Origin of the sequence: Alienimonas californiensis, assembly GCF_007743815.1 — a bacterium.
Classification (GTDB): domain Bacteria; phylum Planctomycetota; class Planctomycetia; order Planctomycetales; family Planctomycetaceae; genus Alienimonas; species Alienimonas californiensis.
Genome location: NZ_CP036265.1, coordinates 262,251 through 277,040 on the forward strand (window position 1 = coordinate 262,251; position 14,790 = coordinate 277,040).

Below are 14,790 nucleotides of genomic sequence, written 5' to 3' on the forward strand. Positions count from 1 at the left end.
TCTCGCCCCCACGTGCAGTTTAACTCTCTGCTGTTCGCCCTGTTTTTCGGGGTCGTGCTGCTGGCGTATTACGTGCCGCCGTGGAGCGGGCGGGCCGGGTGGGGGATGCAGAAGGGCCTGCTGCTGGCCTTCAGCTACCTGTTCTACGCCGCAGCCCACCCGCCGTTCGCGGCGCTGCTGGCGTTCAGCACGGTCGTGGATTGGTTCGCCGCCAAGGGGATGCACCGGGCGGACTCGCTGGTCGCCCGGCGGGGCTGGCTCCTCGCCAGCCTCGCCACGAATCTGGGCATGCTGGGCTTCTTCAAGTACGGCGAGTTCCTGCTGGTGAACTTCGCCGACGCCGTCCACGGTCTGGGCTGGACCGGCTACGAGCCGCCGGAGTGGAGCATCCTGCTGCCGGTCGGGATCAGCTTTTTCACCTTCCAGACGCTCTCCTACACGATCGACGTCTATCGCGGGAACGCGGAGCCGTGGGACAGCTTCCTGGACTTCGCCCTGTACGTCAGCTTCTTCCCGCAGCTGGTCGCCGGGCCGATCGTGCGGGCGACGGACTTCCTGCCGCAGCTCGCCCCGGAGGAACGGGAGGGGTCGACGAAGGTCGGCCGGCGGGCGAGCGGGCCTCAATTCAGTTGGGGCCTGAGCTTGCTGGTCGTGGGCCTGTTCGAAAAGGTAGTTGTCGCCGATGGCCTCTTGGCCCCAGTGGCGAACCAGGTGTTCGGCTCGCCCGGGGCCGAGGGGGCCACAGAACGGCTGGCCGAGGGCTACACGTTCGTGAGCGCCTGGGTCGGCACGTTGGCGTTCGCGGGGCAAATCTTCTGCGACTTCGCCGGGTACAGCACCTGCGCGATCGGCGTGGCGATGTGCCTGGGCTTCGCCCTGCCGGAGAACTTTCGCTACCCCTACGCCGCCGTCGGTTTCAGCGACTTCTGGCGGCGCTGGCATATCTCGCTTTCCACCTGGCTGCGGGACTACCTGTATATCCCGTTGGGCGGCAACCGCGGGGGACGAGCGTTCGTTTATCGCAATTTAATGCTGACGATGCTGCTGGGCGGGATCTGGCACGGGGCGGCGTGGACGTTCCTCGCCTGGGGCGGGCTGCACGGGGCGTTGCTGATCCTCGAACGCGGCCTGCGGGCACTGCCGAGCGCCCGCTGGGAATTGTGGCGGCGGTGGTACGGGGAGCTGTTTCTTATCTCCGTGACCTTCGCGGCGATTTGTGTGACGTGGGTGTTCTTCCGGGCGGGCACCTTCGAGCAGGCATGGTCAATGCTTTCCGCACTATCCGGTGCGTCCGGCATGGGCAAGGGCGGCCTGCTGTTGCGGGACGTGGGGTTGACCGGTGTCGGCGTCGGCGGCGTCTTGGCAGTCCACTACCTACTGCGCAACACGACGCTGGAAGCGGTCGCCGACCGGCTGCCGTGGTGGGTGACGTCCTGCACACTGGCGGCGATGACCGTCTTGATCGTTCTCTCTCCGCCGTCGGACGAGGCGTTTATCTACTTTCAGTTCTGACAGACGAGTATCGTTCGAAACATGACACCCACTTCCGCTTTTCCTGCCGCACGCACACCCGAACTGCCGCTCGGGCGGAGGGCAGCACTGTGCCTGTTGCTGATCGCCGCCTCAGTCGTCGGGCTGGAATTCTTTTGGCGGTCACGCGGCTGGGGACCGGGCGTGTCCGACACCTGGGCATTGCGGGCGTGGTTTCTGACTCAGGCGGAAGGCATCCGACCCGACGGCGTTGTGACGCTCGGCACGTCCAGAATGGCCAGCGGGTTCGACACTGAGGTCTTCAGGCGAAGGTTCCCGAACACGCGCCTCGTTAACGTGTCCCTCCCGGCGCTACAGCCGACGGCCTTTGCTGAGCACCTATCGGACAACGGTTTTGCCGGGCTACTCATAATTGACGTGCAGAGCTTTCATTTTCAGAGCAGCAGAATGAACAAAGGCCTTGCAGAATTAGACCAGACGTTAGAGGTTTCGACCCTCGAAGCGTGGAACGCGCGGCTCTCTTCATACGGCCAAAGCGTGCTTTGTTGCACGCATATGTCGCTGGGATGGAGGAGGCTCATCGATGAGGCGATCGACCGTCGGGCACTGCCGCGACGCCCGTATCAAGCGATGCGGCGGGACCGTTATCGCCCGTCCGACTTTCGCATCCTCGCCGCCCAGGGAGAGTTACAGGAACGTCGTCGCCGTAGTGTGCGCCGCATGTTGGCGGCGACCACAAGCACGAGCCAGGAGCGGTGGGAGGCAAACGCGGAGACGTTTGGGGCCGTGGTGAGACGAATACAGGAGCGAGGGGGGCAGGTTGTGCTGATCCGATTCCCAACTTCGGGCGAGCGTTGGACCCACAACCAGATCGTCTACCCGAAAGCGTCTCACTGGGACCGGCTCGCCGAATTGACGGCTGCCGAAACGATTCACTTCCGTGACGTGCCGGCCCTCTCTGATTTTGAATGCCCCGACACGTCCCACCTAGACATGCGGGACGCTCCGGCTTTCACCGCCGCACTGTTAGACGAGTTAGAAAGACGAGGCATTTTGTAGTCGAGCAGCAACGTAGAACACTGATTCTTAGTGCAGCGTCAAGCGGTTACTGACGGGTAGAGACGACTCAGTTTAATTCGCGCGTCGGCCGTCGTGAACTGCCACCGGACCGTCGCCCCCGCCGCGTTGCGGGCCGCGACCCAGGCCTCGATCTCACGCCGCAGCGTCTCGATCCCGCCCAGTCGCCGGCGGCCCAGACACTGCCGCACCATCGCGGAGAACTCGCACTCCACCACGTCGAGCCAACTGCCGTGCACCGGCGTATAAATAAACTCGACGCGGTCCGCCAGTCGCCGCGCCTCGGCGGCCGGATATCGTTCGTAGAAAGCGGACGCCGTGTGCGTGTTGAGGTTGTCGCACACGATCCGGACGACCTCGGCGTCGGGATAAACCTCGTCGCACAACTCGCGGACGATCTCGGCGAACTCCAGCCGCCGCCGCTGCGGCCGGACCCACGCTCTGCGCCACGCCCGCAGGGGCTCGAAGGCTAAAAACGCACAGCAGAGCCCGCCCCGGACGTACTCGCAGTCCTGCCGCGCGTCGGCGCCGGGCCGCATCGGCAGCGGGTCGCGGCCCTCGCCGACCAACGCGCACGGCCGCTCGTCCAGGCCCACGACCGGCCGCTTGGGGTCGCGGGGCTCGGCATAGACGTCGAGCGTCCGCTCCATATCCGCCACGAACGCCGCGCTCCGCCCCGGCGGAATTACCCACTGCTTGACCCGGTGGGGCCGCAACACGTTTTTTTCAGCGTTTGCCGCACGGTTTCGCAACTGACGGGCCCGTCGAGCCAGCCTTCGGCGACGCCGAGGGAGACGTAGCGGTCGGCGAGCAGCCGCACCGTCCAGGCGGCCCGGCCCGCGGGCGGCTCCGAACAGGCCAAGGCGACCAGGTGCGCCTCGGCGGCGCCGTCGATCTTGGGCTGGCGTCGCGGTCCGCCTCTGCGGACGCGCAGGGCCTGGTCGAGCCCCTCCTCGACGAACCGCTTGCGGGTCCGCGCGACGGTGGCGGGGCTGCAGCCGACCGCGGCGGCCACGCGCTCGTCGTCCCAGGCGGGGCCGTCGTCGGAGGCGTCGGCGAGCAGCAGCGTGCGGGCGTGCCGAATCGCCCGCGCGTGGGAGCGCCCCGTGCGGGTCAGGTCGTCGAGGCGGTCGCGCTGCGCGTCGGAGAGGGAAACGGCGTACTTGGCGGACATGGCGGTAAAATCGGTCGAGGCGGTGCGTCCCAACCTAGCAGTAACCGCTTGACGCTGCACTTAGTACTACAGTTGCACGTTGGCCGGCGTGCGGCGACAGTTTGAGCGGCGGGGGAGTCGTTCTCAAGGATCTGAGAGGGCGTGTGAGAAGCGTCAGTCCAGCCTCCGGAGCATGAGGTGGATCATGGCGATTTGCACGAACGCTTCGCTGGAGGCGGTCGTGTACTCGTAGTCCTTCGACAGCCGCCGGCACTTGCCCAGCCACGCGAACGTCCGCTCCGCCACCCACCGCCGCGGCAACAGTTCCGAGCCCTTCGACTTCCGGCGGACGATCTCGACCCGCCAGAGCGTGTTCGCCGCGACCCAGCCCACGAACCGCCCGGCGTACCCGCCGTCGGCCCAGATCAGCCGCAGCCGGCCGAAGGAGGCGGTCGCCTTCGCCATGACGCGCTCGCCGCCGTCGCGGTCCTGTACGTCGGCGCCGTGCACCACGACCGCCAACAGCAAGCCTATCGTGTCCGTCAGGACGTGCCGCTTACGACCCTTCACATTTTTTCCCCGTGTCGTAGCCGCTCTCGCCGCCCCGATCGGTCGTCTTCACGCTCTGGCTGTCGATCGCCCCGGCGCTCGGCTCGGGGTTCCGGCCGGCCCGTCGGCGTACCCGCTCCCGCAGCCGGGCGTTCATCCTCTCCCACACGCCCTCGTCGCGCCACTTGCGGAAGTAGTACCAGACGGTGCCCCACGGCGGGAAATCGTGCGGCAGCAGCCGCCAGGAGCAGCCGGTGCGGTCGACGTAGAGGATCGCGCTAACGACCTCCCGCATGTCCGCCGAGCGGGGTCGCCCGCCGGGCTTGGCCTTGGGGACGTGCGGCCTGAGCCGCTCCCACTGGGCGTCGGTGAGATCGGTGGAGTAGGCGGGTCGGTCCGTCATACCACGACCCTACGGGCCGCCGCCCGCCTCCTCCAGCCTTCTCACACGCTCTCTGAGGGGTGGCTGCGGTTCGCGTTCGGGAGGCGCTTCGGTGGGCCCGCGAGGTCGACGCCGCGGCCAGGCGGATCGGGCCGCGGTTCCGGCGGCCGGAGTTGCGGGGTCGGGCCGGGCAGTACCTGCGGGGCCTGATCAGTCGGGTCGAACGCAAGAACGGCTGGCAACTCGCCGAGGAGGTCGGCGAGTCCAAACCGACGAACCTGCAGCACTTCATCGCCCGGGCCCGCTGGGACGCCGACGCGGTGCGGGACGACCTGCGGGGCTATGTCCTCGAGCGGCTCGGCGACCGATCGAGAGCCGAAGAAGCCGTGCTGATCGTGGACGAGACCGGCTTCCTGAAGAAGGGGACCAAGTCCGTCGGCGTGAAGCGCATGTATTCAGGCACGGCCGGCCGTATCGAGAATTGCCAGATCGGCGTCTTCTTGGCCCTGCGCACTCCCCGCGGCCACGCGCTGATCGACCGGGCCCTGTACCTGCCGCAGGAGTGGGCCGAGGACGCCGAACGCCGAACCGCCGCCAAGATCCTCGCGGACGTCGAGTTCGCGACCAAACCCGCCCTGGCCTATGCGATGGTCGAGCGGGCGTTGGACGCCGGCGTCCCCTGCGGCTGGGCGACCGCGGACGAGGCCTACGGCGGGGATTATCGGTTCCGGCGGCTGCTGGAAGATCGCGGCGTGGGCTACGTCGTCGCGGTCTCCAGGGCGCAGCGGCTGTGGACGCCGGACCTGCAGCAGTTGAAGGTCGAAGAGTACGTGCGGGAGTTCGCCGGCGACTCCGACGGCGAGGCTTGGGAGGAGCTGTCCTGCGGCTTCGGGACGAAGGGGGAGCGACGCTACCGCTGGGCGGCACTGCGGCACAGCGCGCCGCTGGAGCGGGAAGACGGTGTCGTCTTTCGCAGGGCGTTGTTGGTCCGCGAAAGCCTCGGCGCGTCCGAGACGGGCGTTTGCGAGCGGGCCTATTATTTCACCTGCGCCCCGGAGGGAACGACGCTGCAAAAGCTGGCCGAGATCGCCGGCAGCCGCTGGGCGATCGAGGAGTGCTTCGAGCAGGCCAAGCAGGAGACGGGGCTGGACGAGGACGAGGTCCGGAGTTGGGACGGCTGGCATCGGCACGTGACGCTGTCGATGCTGGCGCACGCCACCTTGGCGGCGATTCGGGCCAAGGCCGCGGACGCCCCCAAAAAACGGACGAGAAAGCGAACGAAGCCGCCTGCGACAATGCGGGCGACAACGACCTGATCCCACTGACGGTTCCCGAAATCCGTCGCGTGCTGGTGAGATTAATCTTCGGCCGCAGGCGCTGCGACGAGGCCGTTCTGGCGTGGTCGCGGTGGCGCCGGCGGCATCAATACGCCGCCATGCTCTGCCACTACAAAGCCCGCGGCCATACCGCTCCCCGGGTCACTGACGTGCAACTGTAGTGCTAAAGCGAACCGCGATCAGGCGTAGCGTGTATAGCCGCAGTGGCGGAGATAGTTCCGGCACTCGGACGGCGGAAAGCGGTCGAGCAGTTCGCCGATGCGGCGCCACAGCCCCTCGACCGTCCGCTCGCCCGCGGCCCGGATCAGACGCTTGAGCTTGCTGAACAGCAGTTCGATCGGGTTCAGGTCGGGGCTGTACGGCGGCAGGTACCGCGCCTTCGCACCGACGGCCCGGATCGCCTCCGCCACGCCCGCCACCTTGTGGGCGGAGAGGTTGTCCATCACCACCACGTCGCCGCGGCGCAGGACCGGGCACAGGTGTTGCCGGACCCACGCCAGAAACAGCGGCCCGTCGATCGCCCCGTCGACGACCAGCGGGGCGACCGGACCGTCGGCCCGCAACCCGCATAAAAACGTCGTGGTGCGCCAGTGGCCGTGCGGCACGGACGCCAGCAGCCGGCGTCCCCGCGGCGCCCAGCCGCGGGTCGGGGTCATGTTCGTCTTGGCCCACGTCTCGTCCAGAAAGACCAGCCGCCCGGCCCGGAAGCCGCCGCGGGCCCGCCGCCAACGCCGCCGGGCGTCGGCGACGTCGGGGCGGGTTTGCTCGCAGGCGATCAGCGTCTTTTTTTGTAGCGAAAGCCGAGCCGGCGGAGTTCTCGCCGCAGCGTCTCCGCCGAGCAGCCCAGGCCCAGATCGGCCTTCAGCTGCCGCACGGTGCGGTCGGTTCGGGCGTTCATCGCCGCGACGATCTCCGCCTCCCGGCCGGCCAGAACCCGCGTCCGTCCCGGCGCGGTCCGGGCGGCGGGGACCTCGCTGACGCCGCTCTCCCGGCGTCGCTGGACCAGTCGCCGCACCCAGGCGGGACTGACGGCGAAACGGTCGGCCACGACCTTCGTCGGCTCGCCGGCGTCGCGGGCGGCCAAGACGCGTTCCCTCAGGTCCTCCGAATACGCACGCACCGACTCGACTCCGTGAGCGGGATGGACGCCGACATTTTGCCGTCGCCCCATCCGCTACGCCACACCTGGGTTTGCTCTAGCAAGTCGACAGCATGCTCGAACATTCTCTCTCGCATCTTATTGCCCAGAGGCGGGCAGCAACGCCGAAGACACTTTGCAGCCCACGTCCGCAGAGAATGAGCGACGCTAACTAGTGTCCCGAGTTAGAAGTTCGCAGCTACTTTCCCGGCGGCCGGGACGGATAATGGGCGATCGCGAAGCCCGAAGGAGGTTGCGATGCCATGGCGTGAACCGATGGAGATCACGGCGGAGGAACGGGCGGCGTTGGAACGCTGGGCCCGTCGGCCGAAGACCGCCCAGGCGCTGGCGCTGCGCAGCCGGATCGTGCTGGCCTGCTCGGATCCGGCACGCACCGGACGCCGGCAGACCGACGTCGCCGTCGCCAAGGATTTGGGCGTGACCAACACGACCGTCCACAAGTGGCGCACCCGGTTTGAGGTCGACCGGCTCGACGGCCTCTCCGACGAACCCCGCTGCGGGGCCCCCCGCAGAATCACCGACGAGCAGGTGGAGGCGGTCGTCACGCGGACGCTGGAGTCGACGCCGGAGAACGCCACGCACTGGAGCACCCGCGGGATGGCGACGGCGTCTGGCCTGTCGCAGACGGCCGTCTCGCGGACCTGGCGGGCGTTCGGCCTGAAGCCCCACCTGTCGGAGACGTTTAAGCTCTCCAAGGACCCGCAGTTCGTGGAGAAGGTCCGCGACGTCGTTGGCCTGTACCTTGCGCCGCCGCAACACGCGATCGTGCTCTCGGTCGACGAGAAGAGCCAGTGTCAGGCGCTCGAGCGTTCGGCGCCGGTCGAGCCGGTGCGGCCCGGGCGGCCGGAGTCGCACACGCACGATTACGTCCGGCACGGGACGACGAGCCTGTTCTCGGCGTTGAACGTGGCCACCGGCGAGGTCGTCGGCAAGTGCATGCGGCGCCACCGCAGCGCGGAGTTCGTGCGGTTCCTCAATCCAGCTCGACGCGGCGATTCCCCGAACGGACGCGGAGGGCGAGGCCGTCGAACTGCACGTGATCATGGACAATTACGCCACGCACAAGACCGACCGGGTGCGGCGGTGGTTTGCCAAGCGGCCGCGGTCTCACGGGCGCTTCACGCCGACCGGAGCCTCGTGGATCAACCAGGTCGAGCGGTTCTTCTCGGAACTGACGACCAAACGGCTGCGGCGGGGCGTGTTCAAAAGCGTGCCGGCGTTGGAGCGGGCGATCAACGACTACGTCGCCCAACACAACCGGAACGCCAAGCCGTTCGTGTGGACGGCCGACGCCGATTTAATCCTCGACCGCGTCCGCAGAAAATGCGAACGAACTTCCAACTCAGGACACTAGAGGTGCTTGAGGAAGAGCGACCGATTGCGGTTTGGGTTCCTGCTTGAAGCGGGGGGGGCGAACGTGGAAGATCAGCAGCCCGCCCCGCGCACCAATGTCGCGGCCCCTCCCCCACCGCCCCGCCAACCTGTGTCCGCTCGCCATTGCTCGCGCCGTCGAACGTGGATCGCAGTGTTGGTTGCGTTGTGGTTCGTTCCGGCCTCCGCGGAATCCGCTGCGGCCGGACCGGTTATTTCCCTCTTCCGCTCGATCGAGCGGGATCTGGGACGCTTGCGTCCATTTCAGCCGGACGTCGTCGTCTGCCCCCCTCAGCAGATCACGTTCGGTCCCGTCCCGCCGATCATGTGCTGCGTGCCGCTCTCGTCGATCGACGGGGCCGCGACGACGGGTGATGAAGCCGCCGGCGCCACAGAATCGGCCGCGGGCTTTGCGGGTGGAGCGTCCGCCGCCGCAGGCGGCGGCGTGATGAGCGGAACCGGCGTGGTCGGCACGTTCGGTTCGACGATGGGCTCCCTCGGAGTGCCGGGCGGAGGCGGTCTCGCCGGCGGCGGCGCCGGGGCGGGCGGATTCGGAGGCGGGGCGGGCGGCTTCGGCGGGGCCGGGGTCGCGGCGTTCGGTCCCGCCTCCTTCTCGGGCGATCCCGGCGGCGGCTCACCGGGACCAGGAGATCCGCCGCTGACAGTTCACCCGACCCCGGAGCCGACCTCCGTCGCATTGGCGACGCTCTGGGGCATCGGCCTGCTGGCCGGGAAGGGACGGCGTTTCAGGGATCTGGCGGTCACGCGCGGCCAATAATGGCGGCTTCCCAAGTTCCGCAGATCCTGTTGACATCATCACTGCTGGCCGAGGAGCGTCGCGGGAACGGGTTTGCGGACCGCCCGAAGCTTCTGCCCCGGCTGGTCGCAGTCGCGGCACTGATCTTGTGGGCGACTGGCACCGCCGACGCGGACGTCATGACGGTGGGATCAGACGCCGAGTTGCGGCGGGCGCTGTCGGACGCGGGCCCCGGCGACACCGTTCTAATTCTCCCCGGCGAGTACCGGGGCGGCATCCGTTGGTCCCCCCGCGGTGAGCCGGGGCGACCGATCACGCTCGCGGGCACTAATCGAGACGATCCACCTGTTTTCCGAGGCGGGTTCGAAGTATTCAGACTGCATCGCCCCACGCACACCGTGCTGCGCGACCTCATCATCGAAGGGTCCGGCGACAACGGACTCAACGCGGATGATAGTGGACGTCGGGATCAACCCGCGGGACCGCTAACTCTCCAGAGGATCACCTCGCGCGACAGCGGCGGCCGGGGGAATCACGACGGATTCAAGCTGACCGGGATCGATGACTTGAAGATCGTCGACTGCACCGTCTCCGGGTGGGGACGGGGGGGACAGGGAATCGACTTGGTCGGCTGTCATAACGTAATCGTTCGTGGCTGCCGAATCGACGGCGGGGGGAAAAGTGCTGTCGGCCTCCAAGCGAAAGGCGGTAGCCGAGACGTTCTCTTCGCTGACTGTCGGGTCGAGGGCGTGACGGAGCGGTGCGTGAACGTCGGCGGCTTAACAGGCGACCAGTTCTTCCGGCCGCCCGGAGCGACTGCGGAAGCGACGGAAGTACGCGTGCTTGGCTGCGAGTTAGTCGGCGCGAGTGCCGCGGTGGCCTTCATCGGTTCGGACAGCACTCGCGTCGAGAATTGCGTGCTCTACCGCCAAACCCGCTACCCGATCCGCATCCTCCGGGAAAACAACGGCGAGCGGATGGTTCCGACTCGGGGGGGTGAGTTCGTCGGCAACACCGTCGTTTGGCACGACGGGGACTTATTGACGTTCGTGAACGTCGGCGCCAACTCCCGTCCGGAAACCTTCACATTCGCCGGAAACATCTGGTACTGCGTCACTCACCCGGCCCGCAGCACGCCGAGCGGACTTCCGGTTGAGGAAGTCAGCGGCGTATACGGCGTCGATCCAAAACTGAAGGACCCGCCGCAGAATCTCACGCCGACCCGCCCGGCGGCGGATCTTCATAAAGAGGCCTCTGTCCGTGCCGAACGGCATCGCCTGCGACTGACTGTCGCGGCCGTACTGACGCCGCTGGCGTTGGGGATCCTTTGGTGGCTGCACCGGACGGCGGCGAGAGCGATTCGGCCGCGGCCCGTCACCACCGACGCCCGTTTCGCCGCCCCCCCGCCCCGCCGCTCACACGCTGTTTTTGCGCTGGCCGGTTGGATCTCGCTGATGGCCGCCGCCTCCCTGGCACCGTTCTCGCCGGCCGATGGCGGATCGTGGCTGAGCGTGGATTGGGGCACCACGTTCCGTCGCTTCGCCGACCTGCCCTTCGACGCTGAGGCGATCAGCAACGTCGACTGGACGGTTAACACCCTCGCGGGCGTGCCACTGGGGTTCTTCGCGGTTGCCGTCGCAATGATCGGGCGTGGGTTCGGCCGCCCCGGCGGCGCCTTTTCCGTCGAACGTCGTTCGCTGTTCTGGAGTATTACGGGAGTCGTCGCGGCCATCGGTGGTTCGGCGGCACTCGCGTTCATCCTAGAATCATCGCAGCTGCTGCTTGAAGGTCGGACATCGACGAAATACGACCTTTACGCTCAGGTTTGCGGGGCCGTCATGGGGGTGGCTGCTTGGTTTGCCGTTGGCCCGTCCGCGACCCAGTGGGTGAAAAAGCGGCTGAGTCGCTCCAGAGCGGTCCGCACGCTCCAGCCGATTGACTTCGCGGCGGTTATCGCGGTCGCACTCGTCGCGGTGTGGACGCTTCGGCCGTTCGATCCGCTCGTTCATCCCGTCGACCTTTATCACAAGCTGCAGGGAGGCGGTTTCCGCCCCGTGCCCTTCGGCCCCGGCTGGACGGTCGAGGATTTCACTTGGTCGGTCCTGCGGGCGGTGCCGTTCGGTTTGTTGGCGGCGATCTTCTGGACGCCCCCAGATCGGCCGACACGCACCTTCCGGCCGGCGTGGGTGGTAGGTCTTGTCGCCGCCGCCGCATTGGAGGGCGGGCAGTTCTTCGTCCGCGGGCGGGTTTGCGACGTCACGGACGTGCTGGCGGCCGCCGTCGGCGCCGCCGTGGGAGCAAGCCTTGCGTCCGTCTTCGCGCGTTCCCCGTTCCTGACGCCGGTGCCGATGGCCGGGCGGGGACTGAATGTGGTCCGCTGGACCGTCGGCGTCGGGCTCGCCTCCGTCGCCTGCCTGATTTACGCGGGCTCCGTCGACTCGCTCGGCTGAGCGAGCCGGAACTTTACCACCAGTTCGTCGTACGCCGCCGCGACGCGGTCCATGCGGGCGGCGAAGCTGTAGCGGGTCTCGACCGTCGCCCGGCCCTCCTCCCCCAAGCGGCGACGCTGGACTTCGTCGTCGGCGAGTCGCGCCAGTGCCGCCGTCAACGCAGGCGTGTCGGCGGGGGGGACGAGTAGGCCGGTCTCGCCGTCGGCGATCAGGCGGGGGACGCCGGCGATGGCGGTGGCGGCGACGGGGAGCCCGCGGGCCATCGCCTCCAGCACGACGTTCGGCAGACCCTCCCGCAGGCTGGAGAGACAGAATGCGTCCGCCGCGGCGAGCAGGTCGTTCACGTCGGTGCGGTAGCCGAGCAGCCGGAACCGGGCGGGCTTCGGGAGGGCGTCGATCCGCGTTTGGAGGGCCGCCCGCTCCGCGCCGTCGCCGGCGATGAGGAGCTCGGCGTCGACGCCGTCCGCCCGCAGGGCGGCGACGGCGTCGATCAGTCGGTCGAACGCCTTCTCCGGGTTCAGCCGTCCCACGCCGAGGACCACGAACCGCCCCTCCGGCAGGTCCAGCCGCTCCCGTGAGGCGGCTCGCTCTGCGGCGGTCGGCGGGCGGTTGGCCTCCACGTCGATCGCGTTCTCCACCAGCTCCAGCCGGTCCCGCCGCAGGCCCGCCGCGGCGCACTCCTCCACCAGGTCCGGCGAGACGCAAAGAATCCGGCGGTAGAACCGCAGCGCCGCCTTGTCGATCCGCGTGTACAGCGGCATGCGACCTGTTTTGTCCACCCAGCCGTGGACCGTCGTGACCAATTCCATGCGGTGGAACGGACGCACCAGCAGGCCCAGCACGTTGCTCTTGTAGTCGTGCCCGTGCCAGATCCGGACCTCCCGCTCCCGGCACAGCCGCACCAGCGAACGCACGACCGACAGGTCTCGCAGCCCGCGGTCCGGCATGGCGACGATCTCCGTGCCGGCCGCCCGGCCGCGGCGGCGGAGGTCCTCGATGCCAGGATCGCCCGGCGGGTGCAGGAAGACGCACAGCCCCGCGTAGCCGCGGTCGGCTAGCAGGCGGGGGGAGTTTAGGATCGTCTTCTCCGGCCCCCCGCCCGTCCCCGTCACCACCCGCACGTGCAGGACCACGGGGGAAGCGACCGGCACGGGGCGAATGATCCAGAACGTCGGGAGAGCGAGGCGGACGCAACATCGCCTCGGCCCCCCCGCAGGTCAATCCGTCCGCCGTAGGAGCGGGCTGACGCCGTACCGCCGCCACGTCCGCAGCCCCGAGGACGACGAGATTGAGGTCGTTCGTCTCGCACGCCTCTGATGAAGGGGGGCACCTGCGTGGGGGTGGCGTCCGGATTGGGTACCGACGGGGCATTCCGGGCGTGATTCGCGGACCCTTTAGTGCCTCCCGGGGGAGCTTGAGAGCCGTTTAGATCCCGCCGCGGAGTCACCGCCTCGCTGCCGGGGCGTCGCCATAGCATTGGGCACGGAAATACCTGAGATCTGACCCTCTCTTCGTCCCGAATTCGATAGAATCGGTGGAAGCCCGGTCGCGCATCCCGCGGCTCCCTGAGTCCCCGTCCACCTGAGGCACCGACGCAATGAAGTTTCCCCGCCCTTGCCGACCGCACGCCTTCGCGCGGCGGGGCTCCGTCCGCACCGGCTTCACGCTGATCGAACTGCTGGTCGTGATCAGCATCATCGCGGTGCTGATCTCGCTGGTGGCCCCCGCCGTCCAACAGGCCCGCGCCGCCGCCCGGCTGATGCAGTGCCAGAACAATGTTAAGCAGATTACGCTGGCATTGACCAATAAGGCCACCAGCGACAGCGGCAAGCTGCCCCATATTCGCGACGGCGTCTACCGCCTCGCCCCCGCGTCCGCCGGGGCCGCCGGCGCCGATGCCGCCGTCGGGGCCCGCAATACGTGGCCGCGGGCGATCCTGCCGCAGATGGACGCCCGGTCGCAGGATCGGACGATCAACAGCCTCGAAGAACTACACCTGACGGCGGCCACCGCGGCGCCGTTCACGAACAGAATCGCCGTGCTCGGCCTCGGCACCGGCCAGATTAAGAGCTACATCTGCCCGGATGACAGCGCCAATAGTGGCGCCAACTTCGGTCTGAGCTACCGAGCCAACGGCGGCTACTTCGTCGATAGCATCGTGCCGAACGTCGACGGCACGGGCTCGGATCCCGGGTCTCATCGACCAAACAGCTACACTTGGGTCGTGGCTGGTGCTTTAGCACCCAACAAGACTGACGTTCATTTAAAGTCCGGGGCGATGCATAACCCAATTGGCGGCGATGTCGACGCTGCGGGCGGCGCCTCGGCCCAGCTGACTCTCGATCAGATCGGCAACTGGGACGGCACAACGAACACGATGTGGATCTCCGAGAACGACACCGCCGCCAACTGGCTGAACGACAACACCTTCGGCCTCGCCTTCGGAGCCGTACTCCCGGACGACGGATGGGTTGTAGAATTTCCAGGCGACTCCGCCCCCGCAGGCCCGTACGGAACGTTCACCGAGCCCGGCAGGCCGAACGCAAAGTTTAACAGTAACGTGCCGCGGCCGCGGCCGTCGTCGGAGCACTCCGGCGGGGCGATCATCGTCGGCTTCTGCGACGGGCGGGCAACCAGCTTCAACGATACGATCGCCCGCGACGTGTACCTCCGATTGATCTCCAGCGGCGGATCGACTTTAGTGTTCCCCCGAAATGGGGGTGCGCGCTCTGGGATGCCGCTGCAGGCCCCGGTTAGTTCCTCCGACTACGATTGAACCTCGCCGGACCCTTCGGCTCCCGCGCCGTGGTCGGGTAACCGGCCGCGGCGCTTTCGTGCGCAGAGGACGGCCCCCGACATGGGAACTTGCGGCCGGACCGGCGGTCCTACCGGCCCGGTCCCTTTTTCGGGTTCAGCCGTCTCACGCGGAGGACGCTTAACGGGTCCGCCAGTAGGTCCAGTCCCCCCGGGCAGCGGCTCGCTCCGCGGTCGTCGGCGGGCCAAGCCGCCGCAAGCTCAACCACATGTCCACCTGATCCAGCCCGCAGCGCAGCGCGTTCTCGAA

Annotated in this window: 12 protein-coding genes and 1 pseudogene; 8 read left to right on the plus strand and 5 right to left on the minus strand. The window is 68.0% G+C overall.

Annotated features, from left to right (window positions below; all coding sequences use genetic code 11):
* Positions 1 to 12: 12 nt before the first annotated feature.
* Together CA12_RS01075 and CA12_RS01080 are read left to right on the plus strand one after the other, a co-directional pair.
* Complete coding sequence (locus tag CA12_RS01075) at positions 13 to 1,512, plus strand: MBOAT family O-acyltransferase (protein WP_145356772.1); 1,500 nt, start codon at positions 13 to 15, stop codon at positions 1,510 to 1,512.
* 21 nt (positions 1,513 to 1,533) lie between these two features.
* Entirely contained in the window at positions 1,534 to 2,550 is a 1,017-nt protein-coding gene (locus CA12_RS01080) for a hypothetical protein (protein ID WP_207622089.1), read from the plus strand.
* Positions 2,551 to 2,588: 38 nt separating this feature from the next.
* Here the strand turns inward: CA12_RS01080 and CA12_RS22340 are convergent, their stop codons facing one another.
* The 3 genes from CA12_RS22340 to CA12_RS01090 all read right to left on the minus strand — a co-directional run bounded on the left by CA12_RS22340 (position 2,589) and on the right by CA12_RS01090 (position 4,673).
* Positions 2,589 to 3,287 carry an IS630 family transposase gene (locus CA12_RS22340; protein WP_207622090.1) on the minus strand — a complete coding sequence of 233 codons (699 nt, stop codon included), beginning with the start codon at positions 3,285 to 3,287 and terminating at the stop codon, positions 2,589 to 2,591.
* Complete coding sequence (locus CA12_RS22345; protein WP_207622091.1) at positions 3,254 to 3,742, minus strand: helix-turn-helix domain-containing protein; 489 nt, start codon at positions 3,740 to 3,742, stop codon at positions 3,254 to 3,256. Before CA12_RS22345 ends, CA12_RS22340 begins: the two co-directional genes overlap by 34 nt.
* Positions 3,743 to 3,895: 153 nt before the next feature.
* Positions 3,896 to 4,673 (minus strand): IS5 family transposase gene (locus tag CA12_RS01090; protein WP_242688093.1). Its coding sequence is split into 2 segments (ribosomal slippage): positions 3,896 to 4,291 and positions 4,293 to 4,673, totalling 777 coding nucleotides; the frame shifts between segments, so codons are not numbered across the junction.
* A gap of 59 nt (positions 4,674 to 4,732) precedes the next feature.
* Between CA12_RS01090 and CA12_RS01095 the strand changes: the two genes are divergently transcribed.
* Positions 4,733 to 5,968 (plus strand): IS701 family transposase, encoded by a 1,236-nt coding sequence (locus CA12_RS01095; protein ID WP_242688094.1) that lies wholly within the window; start codon positions 4,733 to 4,735, stop codon positions 5,966 to 5,968.
* Positions 5,969 to 6,003: 35 nt separating this feature from the next.
* Entirely contained in the window at positions 6,004 to 6,150 is a 147-nt protein-coding gene (locus CA12_RS01100) for a hypothetical protein (protein WP_207622092.1), read from the plus strand.
* An 18-nt stretch (positions 6,151 to 6,168) separates the two neighbouring features.
* On the opposite strand, the gene CA12_RS22350 is transcribed toward CA12_RS01100, so the two are convergent.
* Positions 6,169 to 7,160, minus strand: a protein-coding gene (locus CA12_RS22350) for an IS630 family transposase (protein WP_145356775.1) whose coding sequence is annotated in 2 segments (ribosomal slippage) — positions 6,169 to 6,777 and positions 6,780 to 7,160 — 990 coding nt in all. Because the reading frame shifts where the segments join, the coding sequence is not laid out codon by codon here.
* 225 nt (positions 7,161 to 7,385) lie between these two features.
* Here CA12_RS22350 and CA12_RS01110 point away from each other — a divergent pair.
* The 3 genes and pseudogenes from CA12_RS01110 to CA12_RS01120 all read left to right on the plus strand — a co-directional run bounded on the left by CA12_RS01110 (position 7,386) and on the right by CA12_RS01120 (position 11,726).
* Positions 7,386 to 8,502 (plus strand): annotated as a pseudogene (locus tag CA12_RS01110) (IS630 family transposase).
* A gap of 129 nt (positions 8,503 to 8,631) precedes the next feature.
* Positions 8,632 to 9,297 (plus strand): hypothetical protein, encoded by a 666-nt coding sequence (locus tag CA12_RS22360; protein ID WP_207622095.1) that lies wholly within the window; start codon positions 8,632 to 8,634, stop codon positions 9,295 to 9,297.
* The gene (locus tag CA12_RS01120; protein WP_145356778.1) at positions 9,297 to 11,726 is read left to right on the plus strand and encodes a VanZ family protein; all 2,430 of its coding nucleotides are present in this window, start codon (positions 9,297 to 9,299) and stop codon (positions 11,724 to 11,726) included. The genes CA12_RS22360 and CA12_RS01120 overlap by 1 nt, the downstream gene beginning before the upstream one ends.
* On the opposite strand, the gene CA12_RS01125 is transcribed toward CA12_RS01120, so the two are convergent.
* Positions 11,696 to 12,877: a glycosyltransferase gene (locus CA12_RS01125; RefSeq protein ID WP_145356780.1), complete on the minus strand. Its 1,182-nt coding sequence runs from the start codon at positions 12,875 to 12,877 to the stop codon at positions 11,696 to 11,698. The genes CA12_RS01120 and CA12_RS01125 overlap by 31 nt on opposite strands.
* A gap of 446 nt (positions 12,878 to 13,323) precedes the next feature.
* Between CA12_RS01125 and CA12_RS01130 the strand changes: the two genes are divergently transcribed.
* Positions 13,324 to 14,502 (plus strand): DUF1559 family PulG-like putative transporter, encoded by a 1,179-nt coding sequence (locus CA12_RS01130; RefSeq protein ID WP_145356782.1) that lies wholly within the window; start codon positions 13,324 to 13,326, stop codon positions 14,500 to 14,502.
* Positions 14,503 to 14,790: the final 288 nt, after the last annotated feature.